This window comes from Brevibacterium sp. 239c (assembly GCF_900169365.1).
GTDB lineage: Bacteria > Actinomycetota > Actinomycetes > Actinomycetales > Brevibacteriaceae > Brevibacterium.
This window is the reverse complement of the sequence record NZ_FXZH01000023.1, coordinates 1-20850: the sequence shown is the minus strand read 5'-3', so window position 1 is coordinate 20850 and position 20850 is coordinate 1. Positions and strand designations below refer to the sequence as shown.

Sequence of the window (20850 nt, the reverse complement as noted above, 5' to 3'; positions counted from 1 at the left end):
ACATGTCCAACATCGCCACTACGAAGAGAACTCGTAACTCAGCATCGTTCGCTGACGTTATCGTCTTCATCGTCTCGTTTGCCCTCTTCGTGTTCGGTCTCTACCTCTTCGGTGTCGGATTCTACGGTGCCGCTGGTACCGAGTTCTGGCTCTTCTGGGCGGGCCTGCTCGCCTCGTGCTTCGCCTTCCTCATCCCCATGGTCTATCACTGGGCCGTCGACCGTAAGGCCTGACACCCGATAGTCGCCAACAGAAGGGCCGATGCGTTGATTCGCATCGGCCCTTCTACTTGCCTCAGAGGCGCAGCCATCGTTGCCGACGACGTCCTCGCGCTGGGTTCAATCTCGACCGCGGCAGAAATCCATGATCGCCGAGGCGGCTTCGTCGGGACGCTCATAGTGGACCAAGTGCCCCACACCGGAGAGTTCGACGAAGGTGGCATCGCTGAGTCCGGCGACGAACTTCCGTGTCGCTTTGATCGGAGCGATGGCGTCCTTGTCCCCTGCGATGACGAGAGTCGGCATGCTCAGCCGGTCGCTCACCTCGGTGACGGTATGAGCGACAGAGACGTCGAAGGCCGCTGCCAGTGAAGTCCGATCGCTGAAAGTGGAGAAGTGCCGTGCATGCTGGTCGTGGATATAGCGCCGCAGTCCGCGATCTTTTGTCGTGGCCATGACCTCACTCATCGCCCGGACGATGACGGGGTTGGCCAGCAGCTGATGTCCGATCTCCTCCGGCAGCTGGGCGCCGAGGGTGTAGTAGAGGCGAGTCAGCGCTGTCAGCACCTTCGCCGAGCCTTCGAGTGCCGGGCTCGTGATCGGGTTGATAAGGACGAGCTCAGGAGCCGTCGTCGGCTGCCGGGCTGCCATATGAGCAACCAGAATGGATCCGAAGGAGTGGCCGAGAACGATCGGTGCGAGCTGCCAACGCGCGCTCACCTCGGCGATGAGCCCGACCAGATGAGCGTAGTAGCTGTCGAGACTCAGACCTCCTGGAAGAGGAGCGTTCAGCCCGAATCCGGGCAGGTCGGCGACGATGACATCACGGTCGCGGATTGTTCCTGCGATGAGGTCCATCCCGTGGTGGTCACCGCGGAATCCGTGGACCATGAGGACGGGGCGAGTGGCCGTCGAGTCTGAGGAATGCACCCATGCTGCCGTCGGGTGGCCATCGACGATGAAATCGGTGCGAGACGCAGGCGAACGACTCACTGCGCAGGTGCGGTATCCGCTGCCCGACGAGGCACGACGACGACGGGCACCGGCAGCACGCGCAGCAGTCTCCTGGCACGAGCACCGATGAAGACTCGACCGCCTCGGCCGAGCCTGCTGGAACCGATGAACGCGATTTCGCCTGGCTGGAAGTCCACGTTGGCCGCAGCATCCTCGATGTCGGCCCCGGCCTGTGACTTCACGACGGCGCGGCCCGATTCAAACATCGTGGCTGCGCGTCCGGCCAGGACCGCTCCTCCGTACTCCTCGGCGAATTCTCGGATCTCGACAGTGTCGTCGTCGGCGAGTCCGTCGCTCTCGATCAAGGACAGCAGGCGCAGGTCGACGTCGAGGGCTGAAGCGGACTTTATTGCCGCGCCGATGAGGGCTGCCGCTCCGGGCCGTGCTCCGAAGAGTGTGGTGATTCGGGAAACGGGGCCGATGTCCGAATTGCCTGAGGGAGCCAGAACCACGGGGACCTCTGAGGAGTGCAGCAATGAGGTTGCGACCGTCCCGATGCGGAACGAGCGCATCAGCGTCGTGGCACGAGCACCGATGACGATGCCGAGTGCGCCCTCGTCTCTCGCCACCTCCATCAGGCCCTTGGACTCATTGGACGAGGTGTGAATGACGCCGCGAGCAGAGACATCGTCGGGCACAAGGGCCAGAGCCTCATCGAGCCAGTCTTCAAGCTGCTGCGAGACGATCCCGGAACCGTCCTGCGGTATCGAATTGCCTGCAGTGAAGGTCGATGACTCCGGACGCACAATCGTCACGATGAGTTCGATCCCGGCGGAGCGCGCCAGTGAAATGGCCAGAGCGATGGCGTCGCGTCCACGGTCGGTGGCGATGTATCCGACGATCAGTCGTCGAGTGGGGGCAGCTGGCTGTGACATTATCTTCTCCCAAAGAGTCGCGAGTCTGAGAAGATTCTACGTCGCCATGTCACCATTCTTCGACCTCACGTTCCGGTGACTGTGGAAAGGTGATTCTGATGGAGATTGTGATTCTGAAACTTGAGTTGATCGGTGACAGGTCATCGGGCTCGAACAGACCCGATTAGACGATGATTCCCATTAGCCGAAATAAAGTTCAGAAATAATGAACAGAACTCACACAGAGTTCTTCACCTGTGATAAATTCGTCAGTGCAATCACGGATTCGCATAAACTGTAGAATTGCATTTGAACACAATGAGCGCTGACGCCGCTCACACGAGATCCAAGACCAAGAAAGGAGCGCAGGAGCATGTTGAAACTCATCGCATTTCCCCATCCCCAGCACCGCTGGATCGGAATCACTGCCTGCTTGATTGGCGGACAAGGGCTCGTCGGCTGAATTCCAGCCGCCTCTTGCGTCTTTCTCCATCGGTCAGCTGAACACCGGTACGTTTCCTCCCGCAGGGTCATCGTGCTTTCATGCCGCACTCGCGCCACTGTCGGCGCTTGCTCGCAGCATCGATGCATGTCCTGAACTCGCGTAGGACACCGTCGTTCACCAGGTGCGTTCGTTCCCGGACATCACCGACCCTGCGTGTTGTGAAGCCACTCATCCGACTGCATCTGCCCCTGGGCAGGCACCGCTGTGTCGTCTGATCCTCACCGAGTCTCAGACTGTTATGCGGTCATCGATCAGTGCATTCATCTCACAGAAGTCGCTTTCATTCGGCACACTGAGCCTTTCATTCGGCTCATTGAGTTCGAACATTTTCACTAACCCTCATTTGGGCGTTTCCCCTGCCCGAAAACATTAAGGACTCATTTTGTCTACGGCATTTCCATTCACCTATCCACGGCGCATAGCGCTGAGCATCGGGCTCAAGCTGATCCAATGGGCTCGCCGCCCGACAACCACCACCGAGGATCGCCTCCAGGCCGCACGCGAACGTCGCAACGCGCAGATTCGCCAACTTGCTCGAGAGGAGCGGGTGAAGGAGCAGCGCGAACGCGACGTAGCGAAGTACCTCTACTATGTGCGGCCGATGATCTGATGCAGGTGGCCGGGACCGGGGTTCGCCCGGTCCCGGCCGCCGTCGCTGCCCCCACTCTCGTCACAGGTTATGCTCCCTCCACTGATTCAGCTCCAGTCGCCGCTTGCAGGCCCGAGTGTGGTCAGCGTCACTGTCGCCCGATTTGTCGTCCCGCGTGCACCTGAGTAATATTGAACCAGCAAGCGGGGGTATGGCGCAGTTGGTAGCGCGTCTCCATGGCATGGAGAAGGTCAGGGGTTCGAATCCCCTTACCTCCACCGTACGAAGGACCCGGTCTCATCACGATGAGACCGGGTCCTTCTTCACTTCCACGCCGCTGCTGGTGGCCCTCAAAAGCCGCGGCTCTAGGTCAACAGCCGTCTGTGGCTCTCTCAGTCAGCGACCGGCCTCGAGATTGAGCAGGGTCCGTTTCTTCTCTACTCCCCAGGCGTAACCTGTCAACGCCCCGTTCGCGCCGATCACACGGTGGCAGGGAACGATGATGCTGATCGGGTTCCGACCATTGGCCGCTCCGACTGCCCGGGCCGCCGTGGGCCTGTTGATCCACACAGCGAGTTCCCCGTATCCGGCAGTCGTGCCATAGGGAATCGTCGTCAGCGCCTGCCAGACCTCCCGTTGGAATTCTGTGCCCTGTGGTGCCAAGGGGAGGTCAAATGTCTTGAGGGTGCCGGCGAAGTACTCGGCGAGCTGCTCCCCTGCCTCGACGAACACGTTCATCTTCTCGTCGATGACCGGCTCGACACCACCAGTCGTTTCCAGTCGCTGCAGAATTTGGTCGAAGTCATCCAGGTAGAGCCCGGTGAGGTGCTCACCATCCGAGGTGAGAAGGATCTTTCCCACTGTGGACCCTATGACCGTGTAGCTCACTGTGTTCGCCGTGGGGTGGGTCAGTGTCATCGTCATTGTCTTCTTCGCTTCCGATTCGCGGTGCTGTGGGTGGCTGTGTCTGTGGGTGTGTCTGTGGGTGATTCTGCGTCTGTCCCGGTTGGTCGGTGTGATTGCGTTGCGGGCGGTACTGCCGGGGATGCCTGGGGCCGCGCGTGATGGGCCCACATCAAGTGCGTGACGTAGGACCGCCAGGGTCGTACGCGTTCCAGCTGCTGGGCCCAGTCGGTCATGTCCGTGCCAGGACCATTGAGCTCGTCGATCGCCTTCTTGACCCCGAGATCGGAGCTGAGCAGGACATCGGGGTCCCCCAGCGCTCGCATCCGAATATAGCCAAGACTCCAGGGCCCGATTCCGGGGATCGCAAGCAGGCTGTCGTTGACTTCTGTGCGGTCGCACCCTGGCCCCAAATCGATCGAACCGTCTGCCAGGTGTGCGCTAAGCACCCGAAGCGTGTCGATCCTGCGCCGCGGCAGTGACCAATGTTCTTCCGGAATCTCAGCGATTTCGGCGGCTGTGGGAAACACTCGGTCGACGGTGCCGACCCTCAACTCCTCGGGCAGTGACTGCCCGTGGGCGCTTACCAGACGCTTCAGATGGGTCTGTGCGGCGATGACCGAGATCTGCTGTCCCAGGATCGTTCGGATGGCGAGTTCGACTGGATCGCCGGTGCCCGGAGAACGGATGCCCGGGTAGCGGTCGATGAGTTCGGAGAGTCCTGCCTCTTCCAGGGTCGCGCGCACAGCGAGGGGGTCCGCGTCGAGGTCGAGGATTCGTCTGGCTCTGGCGACCGCACTTCCGAGATCCCGGCTATCGGCCAGGCGGAGGTGGCATTCGATATAGTCCCCAGCGCCCGGGGCCAGTGTCAGGACAGCCGGTCCATGCGCCAGGCGCAGTGAACGGGTGTAATGATCACCGGTGACGTCTTCGACCCCAGGGATCGCGCGCACCGCCAGATACCTGAAGAGGTGTGTATGGTCGAGAGGCGCGCGGTACGCCAGGCGAACCGTGATGCTCTGAGTGCCGTGCCGGGCTCCTGCATTGTTGCGCAAATCCCGTGGAGTGGACGAATAGACTGCGCGGAAGGTGTCGTTGAACTGACGGATGCTTGAGAAGCCGGCGGCAAAGGCGACTTCACTCATGGACAGCGTTGTCGATTCGACCAATGTGCGAGCGGTCCTGATACGTTCAGTGCGGGCGATGGCCAGCGGTCCGACCCCGAGTTCGGACTGCAGCACTCGCCCCAGCTGCCGTGGGCTGTATCCCAGCGCCGAGGCGAGCCCGGAGATCCCCGCTCGGTCGACGAGGCCATCTTGGATGAGCCTCATGGCTCGAGCCGTAACATCGGCTCGGGTGTCCCACTCCGGCGAATTCGGGCTGGCATCGGGTCGGCACCGTTTGCAGGCCCGAAAACCTGCCTCAGTCGCTGCCGCTGCGGTCTGGTAGAAGTCGACGTTTTTACGCAGAGGAGTTCTGGCCGGGCAGGACGGCCGACAGAAGATGCCGGTTGACCGAACCGCGGTGAAGAACATTCCGTCGAAGCGCCTGTCCCGCCCGGCCACCGCTTGATAGCACTGATCTGTGGTGAGCATGATGCCATTCTGCTCCCATTCCCAAGACTTTACTAGCGGTTTTCGGACACGACGGTTTCCGGGAGGATGAGCGGTACTGCGCGGACCAGGAGGAGCATGAAGACCAGTTCGATCATCGTCTGCGCAACGACCGCGGCCGGGCCGATGCCGTCTGCGGTGATGGCCCGCACGATCGGGAGCATGACCAGTGAATTGCGGGTCACGCCAGTGAATACGAGGGCTCTGCCCTGCCCCACAGACAGCGGCAGTGTCCGCGCCAGGACCCATCCGAAGCCGGTCATGATGGTTGCGAACACGACGAAGGCCGCGATGGCACCACCCAACTTCGACAGCTGTGGGGCGATCAGCGGGACCTGTGCCGCGGCGATCACGGCCAGAGTCGCCATCATCAGCGGCACCATCGATTCCGAGACGACCCGGACGGAGCGATCTACGATGCTCGATCGGCGAGAGAGCAGGCGCACCCCGATGGAGGCACCCAGCGGCACGATGATGAAGATGACGAGTGCGGCGATGAATGGCCCGGGAGTGATCGCAGCGGCTGCTGTGTCTCCCAGAGTCACCCACAGGTAAACCGGAAGCAGAATGATCTGGACGAGCATAAGCACTGGTGTCAGTGCGAGCAGACGTGTGTAGGCCCCGCCGGCCAGTTTGGTGAAGACGAGGACGTAGTCGATACAGGGGGTGAGGAGAACGATGAGGACGGGCACGACGACCGTCTCATGCAGAGGAATCACGGCATAGAGGCCGGCCACGAAGAGCGGGACGAGAACGAAATTGGTCAGGGCAACGGCGCCCAAGAACTTCATGTCGGAGAAGGAGTCTCGGACCGCATCGAACGGGATGTCGAGGAAGGTCACGAACAGGAGTGCGATGAGGCAAGGGGTGATCGCGGCTGTGGCGATCGTCGGCGCCGTTGGCAGGCAGAGGCCGATGAGGGCGCCCATGAGTATGGCGGTGAAGTACCAGAGAACCTGATGCCTAGCCAGTGACGCGAGCACGGCGGGTTGGTCAGCCGTTCTCGGGCCAGTAGTAGCTGTCAGGCAGTGCCCGCCTGCCGAAGATGGCTTGGCCCACTCGGACGCAGTTCGCTCCTTCTTCGATGGCCACCTCGTAGTCCCCGGACATGCCCATGGAGAGTTTTCCGCTGCCGATCAGCTCCGGGTCGGTCTCCTGCGCCTGATCTCGCAGGGTGCGCAGACGCTGGAAGCAGGTGCGGACACGGTCGATGTCGGAGGAGAACACCGCCAGAGTCATCAGCCCCTGGACCTTCAGGGTCGGGAACTGCGGCAGTTCGCGCAGGAAGCCCAGGAGTTCCTCCGGCGGCATTCCGAACTTCGACTCTTCAGCCGAGGTGTTGACCTGGACATAGACGTCGAGGCTGCGGCCCGCTGCCTCCAGACGCCGATCGAGAGCTGCTGCGACTTTCAGTCTGTCCAGTGCTTGGAATTCGGACGCGAACTTCGCCACGTCCCGGGCTTTGTTTGACTGCAGGTGACCGATGACAGCCCAGTCGATGTCAAGGTCAGCCATCTCATCTGACTTCCGGAAGGCCTCCTGCACCTTGTTTTCGCCAAGCTTGTGACACCCAGCGGCTACGGCCGCCCGGATCCTCTCCTGCGGGACCGTCTTGCTCACGGGCAGCAGTTCGATCTCACCGGGCTCACGGCCTACCCGCTCAGCTGCGGAGGCGATGCGCCGATTCACCTCGGCGATGTTGATCCGGAAGTCCTCAACGTTCTCAGCAGTCGAGTACTCTCCGTTGTGGTCCAGACCCTCGTCCACGCTCATATCCTCGTCCATATCCTCATGGTACCCAGAGTGTTTCAGGCAACGATCCGCGCTCGCCCGGCCGGAATCCGGTCGGTGTATTCCAGGGCATCATCCCAGGCAGCGGCGAGCCGGGGGCCGACCTCGCCCAATTGTGCCTCGGCGACCGTGTACGGCAAGCGGATCCACCTGTCCAGGCCCCCAGCAGGGGCGAAATTGGGTCCCGAGACCAAACCGAGTCCGTGTCGCCTGGCCGCGATGGCCAGCGCCCCCGAGCGGTCCTCGGGCAGTCGACACCACAGCGCCATACCTCCGCTGGGGACAATGACCTGCCACGAGGGAAGATGAGCGCGCACCTTTGCTGCGAGACTGTCCCGGGCCGCGCGCAGTTTGTCTCTGCAGTCGGCAACGATTCTGTCATGGTCGCGCATGAGTTCGACGGCGACCAGCTGCTCGAGCACAGGAGCGCCGAGGTCGAGACTCAGTCGGGTGGATGCCATCCCCTCGATGCGGTGGGCAGGAATTCGCATCCATCCGACTCGGAGTCCACCCCAGGAGATCTTACTGGCGCTTCCTGCCGTGATGGAGTCGGGCACGAAGGCCGCCATCGGGGTTGGAGTCGGTTCGCCATCAAGGCCCAGCTCGACCAGAGACTCGTCGAAGATGGGCACCACTGAATTGCGTCTGAGCATGGCCCCGAGTTCGGGTCGTTGCGCTTCGGGCAGGAGTGCACCGGTGGGATTGTGGAAGTCGGGGATGAGGTAGGCCGACCGGACCCGCGTCTGGCGGGCGATATGGTCCATAGCCTCGATGTCCCAGTGGTGCCCGGCCGAACCTCTCTCGAGAGGGTAGGGAATCAGGGAGACACCTGCGCCTTCCAGGGTTGCGATTGCGTTCGGGTAGGTCGGGCTTTCGATGAGCACCCGGCCCCGGCCCTCGTTGAGACCACGCACTGCGATGGACACGGCGCCGAAGGCCCCCGAGGTGATGAGTATCTGATCGGGATCGGTGCGGACCCCGCGCGCCGTGTAGCGTTCGGCGATGAGCTCTCTGAGCACGGGCAGTCCCGAGGGGTAGTAGCCCGTACCGGGCAGATAGGCGTGAATCTGCGAGACCGCACGTTCGTAGGCTGCCAGCAGCCAGGGCGGTGCCACAGCGGCGGTGCAGGTGAGGTCAATCTCGGCCTCGTCGGCTCCAGCAGGGGTCAGGAGGTGATCGATTCGCCCACCCGGGACTTCCGGGAGTTGGACCACGCTTCCCGAGCCGCGCCGCGTGATGACGAAATCCTGTTCACGCAGCTTCGCAAAGGCACGGGTGACCGTCGTCCGAGACAGCCCCGTCGCGGCGGCGACCTCGCGTTCGCTGGGCAGTCTGGCCCCGACCGGAATGCGTCCGTCACCGATGGCGCGCGAGATCGCGGCAGTCAGCGAATCATAGGCCGGACTGGGCCACGGCCCTATGCCGATGATGTCTGTCAACCTGGGTCCGCTCATGATCGGCGTGCTCATAGCATCCTCGCTGTGTCGATGACTCATCCACCGTGGCGGTGTCGATATGACCACTTTCTTCCAATTGGCTATTTTTTACAAGGCCAGTTCGGGAGATGATGGTGATATCAGTTGGAACGACCCGGAAAGACCTACGATGCCATCGACACCTGTACCGAAGCGCGAACTCGCGAATATCGGTCCCATCCAGCAGCTTAAAAGCGGCCGACTCCCCCGTCGATTGCCGCAGCTGCTCTTCGGCCTCTATCTCTATGGCGCCTCGATGGCCATGATTGTGACTTCCGGGCTGGGCATGATGCCCTGGGACGTCCTCCACTCGGGCATCATCAAGCACCTGCCGCTGACGTTCGGCACCATCGTCACGATCACCTCGTTCCTCGTCCTCCTCATCTGGATCCCTCTCAAGCAGCAGCCCGGACTCGGGACGGTGCTCAACGCCCTCCTGATCGGTCCCGCCCTCGACCTCACACGCCTGTTCCTGCCCCAACCCGAGGAGCTGTGGTGGAACATCGGACTCCTCGCTGGTGGCATCATCCTCAATGGGGTCGCCTCGGCGATGTACATCGGCTCACAGTTCGGCCCCGGCCCTCGCGATGGCCTGATGACTGGGCTGTCGCGGGTCACCGGAAGGTCCATCCGACTGGTGCGCACCCTCATCGAAGTCACCGTGGTCATCGTCGGCTGGCTGCTCGGCGGCGTCTTCGGCATCGGCACCGCGCTCTATGCGGTGGGCATCGGACCGATCACGCAGTTCCTCCTGCCCACGTTCACTGTCGAACTCAAACCACGTCCCCAGCCCCAGGCCCGGGACTGAGGCTCAAACAGAACTCACACGCTTCGGCGTCCGTCTCCGCGTGAGCGTCGAAGAGCTCCAGCGAAGTGGATCACTCCATCGTGTCGAGGATGTCGACAAGGTCCTCAAAGGTCGTGAGCGGGTTGACGATGGCGAACCTGGCGTTGGGTCGCCCCTGGTGCGAGCTGGGTACGACGAAGGCTCGCTGATCTTCGAGCAGCCGATCCGACCACTGCTGGTAGTCCTCACGGGTCCAACCATCACGTTCGAAGACGACGACCGAGAGCTCGGGTTCACGCACCAGTCTGAGGGTCGGCCGCTTTTTGATCTCAGTTCCGATCTGCATCGCAAGTTCGATCGAATGACCGATGGCTTCACGGTAGGTCTCGGCGCCGTAGCTGGCCAACGAATACCACAGCGGCAACCCACGAGGCCGCCTGGTGAGCTGGATGGCATAGTCAGAGGGACTCCACTCATCAGCCTCGGTCAGAGTGTCGAGATACTCGGCCCGCTGAGTGTGCGCTCGCCGCCCCAAGGTGGGATCGCGGTAGATGAGTGCGCAGGCGTCGAAGGGAGCGAAGAGCCACTTGTGCGGATCGACGATGACGGAATCGGCTGCTTCGACTCCGGCGAACTTGTGCCGGGCTAGAGGTGAGAGCATCGCCGCCAGCCCATAGGCGCCGTCGATGTGGAGCCAGAAGTCGAAGTCGTCCTTGAGCGCTGCGATTCCGGCGATGTCATCTATAGTGCCGAAGTTCGTCGTCCCCGAAGTTGCGACGACGGCAATGACGGCCTCCCCGTGTTCTTTGAGGGCGGCGCGGACGCCCTCTGGACGCAGGATTCCGTCCTCACCGGTAGGAACGGGAGCCACATCGACGTCCATCACAGCTGCCGCCGACGCGACGGAGGAGTGCGCTTCGGCACTGCACACGATGACCCAGCGCCCTGGCAGCTCATCGCCGAGCGAAGCCTTGCGCGCATCACGCGCCGCGACGAGGGCCGACAGGTTGCCGATCGTACCGCCTTGGACGAAGACGCCGCCGGCTGTCGTCGGCAACCCGAATTCGCCGGCCAGCCACGACAGAACTTCGTTCTCGGCGTGGACGACGCCTGCGCCTTCGAGCCACGAGCCTCCGTAGAGCGCGCTGGCGGAGACCACCAGGTCGAACGCCACAGCAGCCTTCGTCGGCGCACTCGGAATGAAGGACAGGTACTTCGGATGGTCCGTCGTAATGCAGGCGGGAGCGAAGATGTGCTCGAAGATCGCGAGTGCACGAGAAGACCCGACGCCATCCTCGGTGATGGTCGGCCCGGCCAGACGCTTGAGCTCGGTCTCGGTCGTCGGGTGATCGAGCGGAGTATCGACGGCCAAGGTGCGCCGGCGAGAATAGTCGAGGACGAGGTTAACGAGGTTCCGAGTCTCATCAGATACGACGTGCATACGCGAATGGAGATTGTCGTTCATGGGCCCCTCCAGGGGTAGGAATGGTGTCAGCAGGCGAGCATTTCGTTCCTTCGAGAATATCCGCTCCCCTCCGGTGATGAGGGACTCCCGCTCACGTAAATGCCTCCACAAGGCCGAATCTTCAATCGCAAGTCCTGATTGCATCTCAGTATTGCTTGCGCTTTGCGCATGTAAAAGATAGATTGGCCGCTATGAAGGATCGCAGCGATACCGATGCCAGCGACACCGGAAGCACCGCCGCCGATGCCACAGCACGGCGAGCCAAAGAGGCACTGCGCACCAGCGAACTGTCCCAGCGGCATGTAGCCGCGAGCATCGGAATCGATGAGACCAAGCTGTCGAAGTCCCTGTCGGGTCGGCGCCGATTCGCCACCGAGGAACTTCTCGGCCTGGCCACTGCGACCGGTGTGACGGTCAGATGGCTGCTCGGCGACGAGTCCCAAGTCTCAGCGACTCCGCTGCACTTCCAACCCAGTCACGATCGGGCCTCAGCCCCACTCCCGGATTCTTCTCCGCGCAGGCTCATCGTCGAAACTGCCTGGGATCTGTTCGCCAGCGCCGGCTACGAGACCGTGCGAATCGCGGACATCGCAGAGGCCGCAGGGGTCTCGAACGCGAGCATCCACTACTACTTCGATGGCAAGTCCGATCTCTTCGACGCAACCCTGGAATATTCTGTGAAACTCGCCTTCGATCGGCAGACTGCCTGGCTCGACGAGATCCCCAACCCACGTCGACGACTCGAGCGTCTGCTCGAACTCCAGTCACCGATTGGCCGCACCACCCGCAGCGAGTGGTCGATCTGGCTCCAGACCTGGGCCAGGCTCGGTCTCGAGGAGTCCCATACCTCTGACTACCCGGCCCATTACGAACGCTGGTCGCACACGGTGCGCTCCACCATTGAAGCCGGTCAGTCCTCTGGTCACTTCTTACCCGGTGACAGCGAGGCCATGGCCGACGAACTCACCTCGCTGCTCGACGGCCTCGGAGTCAAGGTCCTCACGGGAATCATGGATGTCGCGACGTTCCGGCGCCGACTCTCCACCTACCTCAAACGCGCAATCATCAACCCCAACCCTGATGAGGAGTCATCATGAATCGCAAGGTCATTCTCACCTGTGCCGTCACCGGCGCCGGCGATACGGCGAACAAGAGCGAGCACGTCCCCGTCACCCCGCAGGAGATCGCCGATGACGCGATCGCCGCGGCTCGTGCCGGCGCATCGGTCGTGCACATCCACGTTCGCGATCTCGACACCAAACAGGGGTCTCGCGAGGTCGCCCACTACAGAGAGGTCGTGCGCCTCATTCGCGCCTCCGACGTTGATCCGGTCATCAACCTGACTGCAGGAATGGGAGGAGATCTCGTCGTCGATCCTCAGGACCCGACCACTCATATGCCGGGCACGGACCTGGTCAATGCCCTCGATCGCCTCCCCCACGTCGAAGAGCTGCTGCCCGAGATCTGCACACTCGACTGCGGTTCCCTGAACTTCGGCGACGGCTCGAACATCTATGTCTCCACCCCTGACATGCTGCGTGAGGGCTCGAAGAAGATTCAGACCCTCGGCGTTCGACCCGAGCTCGAGATCTTCGACACCGGGAACCTCTGGTTCGCCAATGTACTCGTCGAAGAGGGACTCATTGATCCCCCACCGCTTTACCAACTGTGTATGGGGGTCCCCTACGGCGCACCGGTCGATGCCGGGTTGCTGACTGCGATGGTGAACATGTTGCCCGCGGGTGCACAGTTCACCTCCTTCGCCATCGGCCGCAATCAGCTGCCCTGGGTTGCTCAGTCCATTCTCGCCGGAGGCCATGCCCGGGTCGGGCTCGAGGACAACCTGTACCTGGCCAAAGGGGTCAAGGCCACCAACGCCTCGTTGACCGAACGTGCCGTCGACATCATCGAGAACCTCGGTGCCGAGGTGGCCACGCCTGACGAGGCCCGTCAGATCCTCGACCTGCGAGTGCAGACACCGATCGTGACGGGAGCCGACCTGTGAGCGCGACTGACACTGCTGCCTCCTATCCCGAATTCGAGTCGATCACCACGGTCACCTGCATCGGAGCCGGCACCATCGGCGGCGGCTGGGCCGCATACTTCCTGGCCCAGGGCTTCACCGTCAGGGTCTGGGATCCCGCACCGGATGCCGCCGAGAAGCTGAGTCGGCTCATCGACGCAGCCTGGCCCGCGCTGGCCGAACTCGACATGGTCACCGGAGCGGACAGAAACGCGTGGACTGTGCACACGGACCTCGCCGAGGCTGTGGCGGGCACCGGTTTCGTCCAGGAGTCCGCCCCCGAGGACCTTGACCTCAAACGCAAACTCCTGGCCAGCATTGATGCCGTCTGTGATGAACATGTGGTCATCGGTTCCTCCACCTCGGGTTACAGCATGACCGAGATGGCAGTGGATGCCCGCCATCCCGAACGCCTCGTCGTCGGACATCCGTTCAACCCTCCCTATCTCATCCCCCTCGTCGAGGTCGTCGGTGGTGAGTCCACCGACGTCACAGCAATCGACTGGGCGGCCGAGTTCTATACACGCATCGGCAAGTCCGTCATCAGAATGGCCCATGAGGTCCCTGGGTTCATCGCCAACCGGCTCCAAGAAGCGCAGTGGCGAGAGGCCCTGCACATGATCGACCAGGGTGAGGCGACGGTGGAACAGATCGACCGGTCGATCACCGACGGTCCCGGTCTGCGCTGGCCGTTCCAAGGACCGATGCTCACCTTCCATCTGGCCGGTGGCGAGGGCGGAATGGCCCACATGCTCGACCACTTCGGTCCCTCGCTGAAGTCCCCCTGGACCCGCCTCGATGCTCCCGAACTCACCCAGAAGCTGCGGGACGACGTTGTGGCCGGCTGCGATATCGCCGCCGGAGAAAAGACGATTCCCGATCTCATCGCTACGCGAGACGCGGGCATCATCGCATTGCGCAGACTCACGGCCGGACTCGATGCGGGACAAGAATCGATACCACGAGTCACCTCGGCGGATGAGGGAGCGGGAGAACCGGGAAGCCTCGGAACTTATCGGACCCAGGTCATCTCTGACTGGATTGACTACAACGGCCACATGTCCGAAGCCTTCTACGTTTTGGTCTTCGGTTTCGCCACAGATCAGGTGATGGATCAGATCGGTCTCGATCGGGCACATCGCGAGGCACATTCCACCTCGCTGTACACCGTCGAATCACACATCCGCTACCTCGACGAGGTCGGCCTCGGCGCGCAGCTCGAAGTTACCCCCACTCTCGTATCAGCAGGGGGAAAGAAGCTGCACCTGGCCTATGAGATGCGAGTCGACGGACAGCTCGCCGCGACCGAAGAGATCATCGCTTTGCATGTGGACCAGACAACTGGGGCCACAGCACCGTTTCCCAACCAGGTGAGGGAACGCGTCGAGAGGATTCGAACCGGGTCCCCAGACTGGGTCGGTCGACAGCTGAAATGAGTTCAAGCCGGCCCCAGTCCCCCACACATCAGGAATCCAGAAGTCAGGCACGTGCGGGGAAGCTATTCTGGTGACCATGAGCACACGTAAGAGCACACCGACGGCCATTGAGTTCTCCACACAGCTGGAAGTCATCAACGACAGGCCGATCCTGCGCCTGCCTGCCGATTCCAGCGCGAAGCTGCCCTCTCGCGGTCAGGTCGCCGCGAACGGGCAGATGGGCGGGGTCGATTTCACGACAGTGATAGAACCCGACGGCATGCGCGGGCATTGGATCAACGTCACCGACGAATTGTCGGTACAGCTGGACACGGACAATGCCGACAGCGTGGACGTGTCACTGACTCCGACGAAGGAGTGGCCGGAGACCTCGATTCCTGATGACTTCGATGCGGCGCTTTCCGACTCACCCGAACTCACCGAGGTGTGGGCGGGCCTGACACCGATGGCGCGATGGGAATGGGTGAGGTGGATCCAGGCGACTAAGAATGCCGACACCCGCGCCCGTCGCGTTGAGGTGGCGATCTCAAAGCTGGAATCCGGGAAACGTCGGCCCTGCTGCTTCGACCTGGCCTCATGCACCGACCCAGAACTGGCGAAGAGCGGGAAGCTCCTCGGCATCTCCTGATATCTGTGCCAATCAGTCACGTCCAGGTGCACCTGCAGGTGCACGTGCACGTGACGGGTGCAGGCCCAGGTGCACAATCGTGGCGGTCGGGGTCAGCGCGGGGTCAGAGACTTCGGGCGCACAGTCAGCGTCATCACCGCACCGAGGATCGAGACCAGGGATGCGGCCGCGAAGAGAAGCCAGAACCCACCGACGAGAGCAACGAGTCCCGCCCCGAGCAGGGGTCCGACGAGTTGTCCCAGTGCGGCGGAATTGTTGACCATGCTCAGGTCGCGGGCATGGTCATCGGGATCGAGCAGCAGGTCGGTGGCGAAGGCCAGGCTCACGGCCATGTACGCACCGTAGCCGGTGCCCATGATGGCAGCAGCGATCGTGGTGGTGACGAACTCGGGGCTGATGAGGATGATGACTCCCGAACAGGCCTGCACCAGCGCCGAGGTGATCGTCCAGAATCGACGATTGCCCGAGCGGTCCGATATGGCGCCCAGCACGATGGACGCGATGACGACGAAGACCGTGTAAATGACGATCAGGACGAGCAGCTTGTCTTCGGCAGTGTCGGCCGGAACCCCGATTCCGTAGATGAGGAAGAAGAGGAGCAGCGAGGTTCCGAAGGCGTTGCCCACGTTGACGACGAACCTCGACACGAGCAGCCATTTGAAATTGTGGTCGAGCAGCGACGATATCCGAGCCCGAGTGATCGGTTCTCGACCGGCGTGCAGGGTGAGAATCCTCGGATGTTCGGGAGCCGGGTCGGGCAGCAGAATCGCAGTGGCGACTCCGACGGCGGTGATGATTCCGGCCAGTAGCGCATAGGAGGCACCGAGTCCGAGTCCCAAGAGCACGACCGCTCCGACTCCGACGACGATGCCGACGGCCTGGGCGGAGCTCGCCGCTGCCGATGCTGTTCCCCTCTGTGAGTCGAGCTGATCGGCGATGAGTGCGGTCAGCGCCGCTGAGGCGATGGCCACTGAAACGGAGACGACGATCCAGGCAGCACCGACGAACAGTGGTCCATGTGCCCATCCGGTGAGCAGGAGGCCGATGGCGGCTCCCACCGATCCGCCGATGGCCCAAGGGCGACGGCGGCCCCACCGTGAGCGAGTGCGGTCTGAGAGGCTCCCGGCGATCGGGGCGGCGATGATACCGGCGAGTCCACCTGCTGAGAGGACGACTCCGGACCAGACGACTCCGTGCAGCCAGTGTCCGCTTTGGGTGTCGAGCTGCAATGGCAGAAGCAGCTGGATGGGAGTCAGCTGGATCGTCCAGATGGCCAGCCAGGCGAGGGTGAACCACACCATCCAGAGGGGCCCGACCTTCTTACTCGGCCACTGGCCGGATCCCGGCTGGATTGCGCTCATGCCCGAACCGCGGCGATGAGATTCCGATACCACTCATACGACGACTTAGGTGTTCGCTGACCGGTCGTCATATTCACATGCACCAAACCGAAGCGTTGGGTGTATCCGTCCGCCCATTCGAAGTTGTCCAGCAGTGACCACACCGTGTACCCGTCGACGGGGACACCGGCCGCCATTGCCTCGGTGAGCGCCAGAAGGTGATCATGCAGGTAGGCGATGCGCTCGTCATCGCGAATCGGTTCGGTGCATTCATCGGGTTCGGGAAAGGACGCGCCGTTTTCAGAGATCACGATGGGAGGCAGGGACGAGCCGTAGCGAGTGCGCATATCGATGAGGAGATCTAGGAGTGTGTCGGGTCGGATCGGCCAGAGTGGTCCGAACCCGGTGGTCGCAGCACCCGGTGTGGGCACTATGTCGAAGGGCAACGGCCCTTCGTCGACACTGCGCACCGTGGTCGGGTTGTAGTAGTTGACCCCATAGACGTCGCAGGGCGTTGAGATCAGTTCCATGTCTCCGTCGCGGATCGGCATCTGGACTCCGAGTGCCTCGAGGTCCGGATACTCTCCGAGGAGCAGTGGGTCGGCGAAGAGACGATTGAAGATGAGGTCGAGAGTCGTCGCAGCGCGGTGATCGGCCTCCTCATCAGTCTCGGGGAGGATGAGGCTGTGATTGATTGCCGGTGCCACCTGCTGGGCTCCGTGTTCACGCAGGATCGTCGCTGCGGTGCCATGGGCCATGAGTTGGTGATGGACCGTGGGCAGCGCGTCGAAGAGCATGGTGTGTCCTGGTGCCAGCTCCCCGAGCGCGTACCCCTGCAATGAGGTCGAGGCGGGTTCGTTGATGGTGTACCAATGGCGGACTCGATCGCCGAGGCGGTTCGCCACGGCTTCGACATATTCGCCGAAGCGAAGAACAGTGTCCCTGTTCAGCCAGCCGCCCGCTACCTCGAGGTCGGTGGGAAGGTCCCAATGGTAGAGAGTGGGTTCCGGTGTGACCCCGGCAGCCAGAAGTTCGTCCACGACGCGGTCGTAATAGTCCAGGCCCGCTGCGTTGGGCTTCGTGCTTCGCTGCCCGTCTGGGATGATGCGGACCCACGAGATCGAGAATCGGTAGCGGTCGGCGCCGAGACCGGCCAGCAACACTGCATCTTCGGCACTGCGGTGATAACTGTCGGGGCCGGGATCGGCGGCGCTGGAGTCGAGGACATTGCCGGGAACGTCGACGAAGTCGTCCCAGATGGATCGCCCACGGCCATCCAGTGTCCGTGCGCCCTCGATCTGGAAGGCAGCAGTGGCCGTTGAGAAGCGCAGACCATTCAATGCCTGCAATGCCTGAGGCGCAAACTCCGGTGTCCCTGCCATTCTCAGAATATGTCATGGAAGAAGTCCTGCCGCAAGGCCGTGGTCAGGGTGAATACTGAGTTCACTCAGCTCTCAGTCCGAGATACAGATCTCAGTGTGAGGCGTTGGTCCGATCCTTCGCGATGTTCCATGACATCCATACGAGGGGAACCTGAAGGGGCAGACGGGCGAGGGCGATCGCACGTCCACGAGGGTTGTGCCAGTGCTTCTTCACCGTATAGATGTTGGCAGGATAGACCGCGACCATGAGTGCAGCGGATGCTAGTCCGCCCAGCCTTCGAGTGGGTGGCAGTGCCAGGAGAGTCGCACATCCGAGTTCGGCGACACCGCTGGCATAGGTGATGAAGCGCGGATCGCCCAGACCGGGCGGAACGATCGAATCGAAGGTCTCGGGCTTGAGGAAGTGTGTGATGCCGGCAAGTCCGAGAATGCTGGTCATGGTCTCTGTCTGCAGCTTCAACTTGTGATCACCTCTGCACGTCTGTGCGACAAATCTGTGGAGCTTAGGGGAATTTCCCTAACAAGCTTGCCACCTGGAACGATAGTAGAACTCAATTTTTGAGGACTACCTGGGGACTAGGTGAACACCACTCACAGAGGAATGGATCACCATGAACACCAGCACGAAAAGCATACTCGAAACACAGGCCGACATGATCGTCAACATCAGCCGCCGAATCCAGACACTCGAATCACAAATGGCCTTCACAGCCAAGACCATTGCCACCCTCGCCGCTGGGGATGAAATGGATAACGAGTTCTTCACCAACTCCGTGGCACAGTACAAAGCACTGACTGTCGAGCTAGGCACCGAGAAACAGGAATACACCGACGTACTCAAAGGAGAGTGAACTGAAATGACCACCATCACCGGAATCATGACCACAATCCGCGAATGCATGGACGATCACGGCATCACAGTAGCTCAGGCCGCTGAATGGGCAGGAATGAGCGAAGACGATATGAGGCAAGGCCTGAACACTGGCGAGATGGGCATAGACCGCCTCACACCCATCTATGACCGCACTGGCGACATGCGTGCTTACGGGTGCACGCCCAGAACATAGCCGTGAATGCAAAAAACGCCCCGTGCGCAGCCAATCAAGGCCACGCACGGGGCAACAATCATTTACGGGGTCGTAATCCGGTCCCACGTCTCCAACAAATCCGGGTGCATACCAACGGGCGGGTCAGCGAACCAACCCCAATCCGAAACCTCAGCATCAGCCACCGGGAAAACACCAGCAGGCGCATCCACCACCACAGTCGTATAAGACCAACCAGCAGCATCAGACCGCGCGAACGCAGACCTCACCGGCACACCAACCAAATCCACACCCGTTTCCTCAGCAACCTCACGGACCACGCACTCACCCACAGACTCACCACCCATACGGGCACCACCAGGCAACTGCCACCGGGAGTTCGACCACACCAGCAACACCTTCCCGTCGCTAATGACAGCAGCACCAGCGGCACCGAACTCACCAAACCGGCCCGCCTCCGTCCACCCATCACCAGACACGGTTGCGTCACCCTCACGAAGCACCACACCCTCAACACCAACGGGCGGCATCAGCCTCCAAATCGTGTACACCTCGCCGCGAGCATCACAATCCCCAGGCCCATGAACCCCCGTCACAGAAGGCACCACAACCACCTCAGCACCCCAACTACGCAAAGCGTCAATCACAGGGTCACCCTCACTGGCAATGAACTGCCCCAGAGAAGCGAAATATTCCACCCGCAACGTCTCGTCAGGGTCTTGATAGTTCTCGAATCGTGCACCCGCAACCTGACCACACCCCAGCACCGGCAACAACACGACAGACTGAGAAACAGTGTCCCCAAGCGGCTCCACCAGTACCCGCAGGTCCTCCGGCAACTCCGACACAGGGAAGTCGGCAAGCTGCCCCTCAGCCCATTGCAGATACTTCGTCAACTCAGTCACAGACCGAACCACCCTGTAACCACATTCGCATTCAGGGTCAGGTGAACGGCCATGATCCAACAGTCGCCGGGCAACGTCTCCAAGGTTTCTTGGCCCGAGCGCGACCACATCACATTCGGCTTGCGGTGCAGCAAGCGTGCTATTCCAGAACGTCGGGTTATCTCCGTCCAGACCATCAGCACGAATCACTGTCCCGGCCACATGAGCCACAACCATGTACCGCCACCCAACGACCGGCGTATCAGGCTGAACCAGGCGCGTGGCCCTACTCGTGATGCCCCAGGCGTTCGCGTCGGGAAGACCCGCATGCTCAATGTCGAAGTCGTGGCAGTTGCCGTCGTGAAGTTTCATGTTTGTTGTCTTTCATCAGAAATGCCCCGGGTGGCGTTAGAAACAACCACTTGAGGTTAGCCTGGTTTTGTGGACACCCGAGCTAGCGGGATTCGTGATCCTGGTGGAAGGATGTCCAGCATGTCAGAGAGCAAGAAACAGCGTCGCACGTTCACGCCCGAGTACCGGCGGGAGGCCGCGACTTTGGTCATCGACACTGGTCGCTCGATCGCGGCAGTGGCCAAGGAGATCGGAGTCGGGGAACAGTCCCTGGGCACCTGGGTCAAAGCCGAAAAGCAGCGCCGACAAGGCGAGGGGGCATCGACGGGGCCGTTGGGCGAGGACGAGCGAGCAGAGCTGGCCCGGTTGCAACGGGAGAACTTCGAACTCAAACAGGACAACGAGTTTCTGGGAAAAGCGGCATCCTTCTTCGCGTCGAAGCAACACCGTCGGAACGGTTCGAACTGATGCACGCGGAGAAGGACAACTACGCGATCACCCGAATGGCTAGACTCCTGAAAGTGGCCCGGGCTGGCTATTACGCGT

At 61.8% G+C, this 20850-nt stretch carries 21 protein-coding genes, 1 tRNA gene and 1 pseudogene; 11 read left to right on the top strand and 12 right to left on the bottom strand.

What is annotated here, in order from left to right:
- Positions 1–2 precede the first annotated feature (2 nt).
- The gene (locus BSP239C_RS17405) at positions 3–233 is read left to right on the top strand and encodes a hypothetical protein (protein WP_101574614.1); all 231 of its coding nucleotides are present in this window, start codon (positions 3–5) and stop codon (positions 231–233) included.
- 105 nt (positions 234–338) lie between these two features.
- Here BSP239C_RS17405 and BSP239C_RS17400 read toward each other — a convergent pair whose 3' ends face one another.
- Both BSP239C_RS17400 and BSP239C_RS17395 read right to left on the bottom strand, forming a co-directional pair.
- Entirely contained in the window at positions 339–1211 is an 873-nt protein-coding gene (locus tag BSP239C_RS17400; protein WP_101574613.1) for an alpha/beta fold hydrolase, read from the bottom strand.
- On the bottom strand, positions 1208–2107 hold the full coding sequence (locus tag BSP239C_RS17395) for a universal stress protein (RefSeq protein WP_101574612.1): 900 nt from the start codon (positions 2105–2107) through the stop codon (positions 1208–1210). Before BSP239C_RS17395 ends, BSP239C_RS17400 begins: the two co-directional genes overlap by 4 nt.
- A gap of 866 nt (positions 2108–2973) precedes the next feature.
- On the opposite strand from BSP239C_RS17395, the gene BSP239C_RS17390 reads away from it, so the two are divergent.
- Entirely contained in the window at positions 2974–3201 is a 228-nt protein-coding gene (locus BSP239C_RS17390; RefSeq protein WP_101574611.1) for a hypothetical protein, read from the top strand.
- Positions 3202–3385: 184 nt separating this feature from the next.
- Positions 3386–3458 (top strand) — tRNA-Ala (locus tag BSP239C_RS17385).
- Positions 3459–3576: 118 nt separating this feature from the next.
- Here the strand turns inward: BSP239C_RS17385 and BSP239C_RS17380 are convergent.
- Genes BSP239C_RS17380 through BSP239C_RS17360 form a run of 5 tightly spaced genes read right to left on the bottom strand, consistent with a single transcriptional unit; the run spans position 3577 to position 8956 of the window.
- The gene (locus BSP239C_RS17380; RefSeq protein WP_101574652.1) at positions 3577–4098 is read right to left on the bottom strand and encodes a methylated-DNA--[protein]-cysteine S-methyltransferase; all 522 of its coding nucleotides are present in this window, start codon (positions 4096–4098) and stop codon (positions 3577–3579) included.
- Between the two features lie 2 nt (positions 4099–4100).
- Positions 4101–5678, bottom strand: a complete 1578-nt coding sequence (locus tag BSP239C_RS17375; protein WP_101574610.1) for a DNA-3-methyladenine glycosylase 2 family protein — start codon at positions 5676–5678, stop codon at positions 4101–4103.
- Positions 5679–5710: 32 nt separating this feature from the next.
- Positions 5711–6679 carry an arsenic resistance protein gene (locus tag BSP239C_RS17370; RefSeq protein ID WP_145997487.1) on the bottom strand — a complete coding sequence of 323 codons (969 nt, stop codon included), beginning with the start codon at positions 6677–6679 and terminating at the stop codon, positions 5711–5713.
- A 10-nt stretch (positions 6680–6689) separates the two neighbouring features.
- Positions 6690–7481 carry a YggS family pyridoxal phosphate-dependent enzyme gene (locus BSP239C_RS17365; protein ID WP_101574608.1) on the bottom strand — a complete coding sequence of 264 codons (792 nt, stop codon included), beginning with the start codon at positions 7479–7481 and terminating at the stop codon, positions 6690–6692.
- A 23-nt stretch (positions 7482–7504) separates the two neighbouring features.
- On the bottom strand, positions 7505–8956 hold the full coding sequence (locus BSP239C_RS17360) for a PLP-dependent aminotransferase family protein (protein ID WP_257930268.1): 1452 nt from the start codon (positions 8954–8956) through the stop codon (positions 7505–7507).
- 136 nt (positions 8957–9092) lie between these two features.
- Between BSP239C_RS17360 and BSP239C_RS17355 the strand changes: the two genes are divergently transcribed.
- Complete coding sequence (locus BSP239C_RS17355; protein WP_101574607.1) at positions 9093–9770, top strand: YitT family protein; 678 nt, start codon at positions 9093–9095, stop codon at positions 9768–9770.
- A 70-nt stretch (positions 9771–9840) separates the two neighbouring features.
- On the opposite strand, the gene BSP239C_RS17350 is transcribed toward BSP239C_RS17355, so the two are convergent.
- Positions 9841–11214 (bottom strand): aminotransferase class V-fold PLP-dependent enzyme, encoded by a 1374-nt coding sequence (locus BSP239C_RS17350; protein ID WP_101574606.1) that lies wholly within the window; start codon positions 11212–11214, stop codon positions 9841–9843.
- A gap of 191 nt (positions 11215–11405) precedes the next feature.
- Between BSP239C_RS17350 and BSP239C_RS17345 the strand changes: the two genes are divergently transcribed.
- The 4 genes from BSP239C_RS17345 to BSP239C_RS17330 all read left to right on the top strand — a co-directional run bounded on the left by BSP239C_RS17345 (position 11406) and on the right by BSP239C_RS17330 (position 15301).
- The gene (locus BSP239C_RS17345) at positions 11406–12311 is read left to right on the top strand and encodes a TetR family transcriptional regulator C-terminal domain-containing protein (RefSeq protein WP_101574605.1); all 906 of its coding nucleotides are present in this window, start codon (positions 11406–11408) and stop codon (positions 12309–12311) included.
- Positions 12308–13219, top strand: a complete 912-nt coding sequence (locus BSP239C_RS17340) for a 3-keto-5-aminohexanoate cleavage protein (RefSeq protein WP_101574604.1) — start codon at positions 12308–12310, stop codon at positions 13217–13219. The genes BSP239C_RS17345 and BSP239C_RS17340 overlap by 4 nt, the downstream gene beginning before the upstream one ends.
- Entirely contained in the window at positions 13216–14673 is a 1458-nt protein-coding gene (locus BSP239C_RS17335; protein ID WP_101574603.1) for a 3-hydroxyacyl-CoA dehydrogenase NAD-binding domain-containing protein, read from the top strand. Before BSP239C_RS17340 ends, BSP239C_RS17335 begins: the two co-directional genes overlap by 4 nt.
- A gap of 76 nt (positions 14674–14749) precedes the next feature.
- A complete protein-coding gene (locus BSP239C_RS17330; RefSeq protein WP_101574602.1) occupies positions 14750–15301 on the top strand; it encodes a YdeI/OmpD-associated family protein in 552 nt (183 codons plus the stop codon).
- A 92-nt stretch (positions 15302–15393) separates the two neighbouring features.
- Here the strand turns inward: BSP239C_RS17330 and BSP239C_RS17325 are convergent, their stop codons facing one another.
- From BSP239C_RS17325 to BSP239C_RS17315, 3 genes are all read right to left on the bottom strand, one after another.
- Positions 15394–16662, bottom strand: coding sequence for an MFS transporter (locus BSP239C_RS17325; RefSeq protein ID WP_257930267.1), 1269 nt, complete (start codon positions 16660–16662; stop codon positions 15394–15396).
- Positions 16659–18023, bottom strand: coding sequence for a glycoside hydrolase family 1 protein (locus BSP239C_RS17320; RefSeq protein ID WP_101574601.1), 1365 nt, complete (start codon positions 18021–18023; stop codon positions 16659–16661). The genes BSP239C_RS17325 and BSP239C_RS17320 overlap by 4 nt, the downstream gene beginning before the upstream one ends.
- A 91-nt stretch (positions 18024–18114) precedes the next feature.
- Positions 18115–18462, bottom strand: coding sequence for a hypothetical protein (locus BSP239C_RS17315; protein ID WP_101574649.1), 348 nt, complete (start codon positions 18460–18462; stop codon positions 18115–18117).
- Positions 18463–18634: 172 nt separating this feature from the next.
- Here BSP239C_RS17315 and BSP239C_RS17310 point away from each other — a divergent pair, with 172 nt between their 5' ends.
- Together BSP239C_RS17310 and BSP239C_RS17305 are read left to right on the top strand one after the other, a co-directional pair.
- Positions 18635–18874 carry a hypothetical protein gene (locus BSP239C_RS17310; RefSeq protein WP_101574600.1) on the top strand — a complete coding sequence of 80 codons (240 nt, stop codon included), beginning with the start codon at positions 18635–18637 and terminating at the stop codon, positions 18872–18874.
- A gap of 6 nt (positions 18875–18880) precedes the next feature.
- A complete protein-coding gene (locus BSP239C_RS17305) occupies positions 18881–19090 on the top strand; it encodes a hypothetical protein (RefSeq protein WP_101574599.1) in 210 nt (69 codons plus the stop codon).
- A 62-nt stretch (positions 19091–19152) separates the two neighbouring features.
- Here BSP239C_RS17305 and BSP239C_RS17300 read toward each other — a convergent pair whose 3' ends face one another.
- The gene (locus BSP239C_RS17300) at positions 19153–20325 is read right to left on the bottom strand and encodes an NUDIX domain-containing protein (RefSeq protein WP_101574598.1); all 1173 of its coding nucleotides are present in this window, start codon (positions 20323–20325) and stop codon (positions 19153–19155) included.
- A gap of 120 nt (positions 20326–20445) precedes the next feature.
- On the opposite strand from BSP239C_RS17300, the pseudogene BSP239C_RS17295 reads away from it, so the two are divergent.
- Positions 20446–20850 (top strand): annotated as a pseudogene (locus tag BSP239C_RS17295) (transposase); the annotation flags it as partial.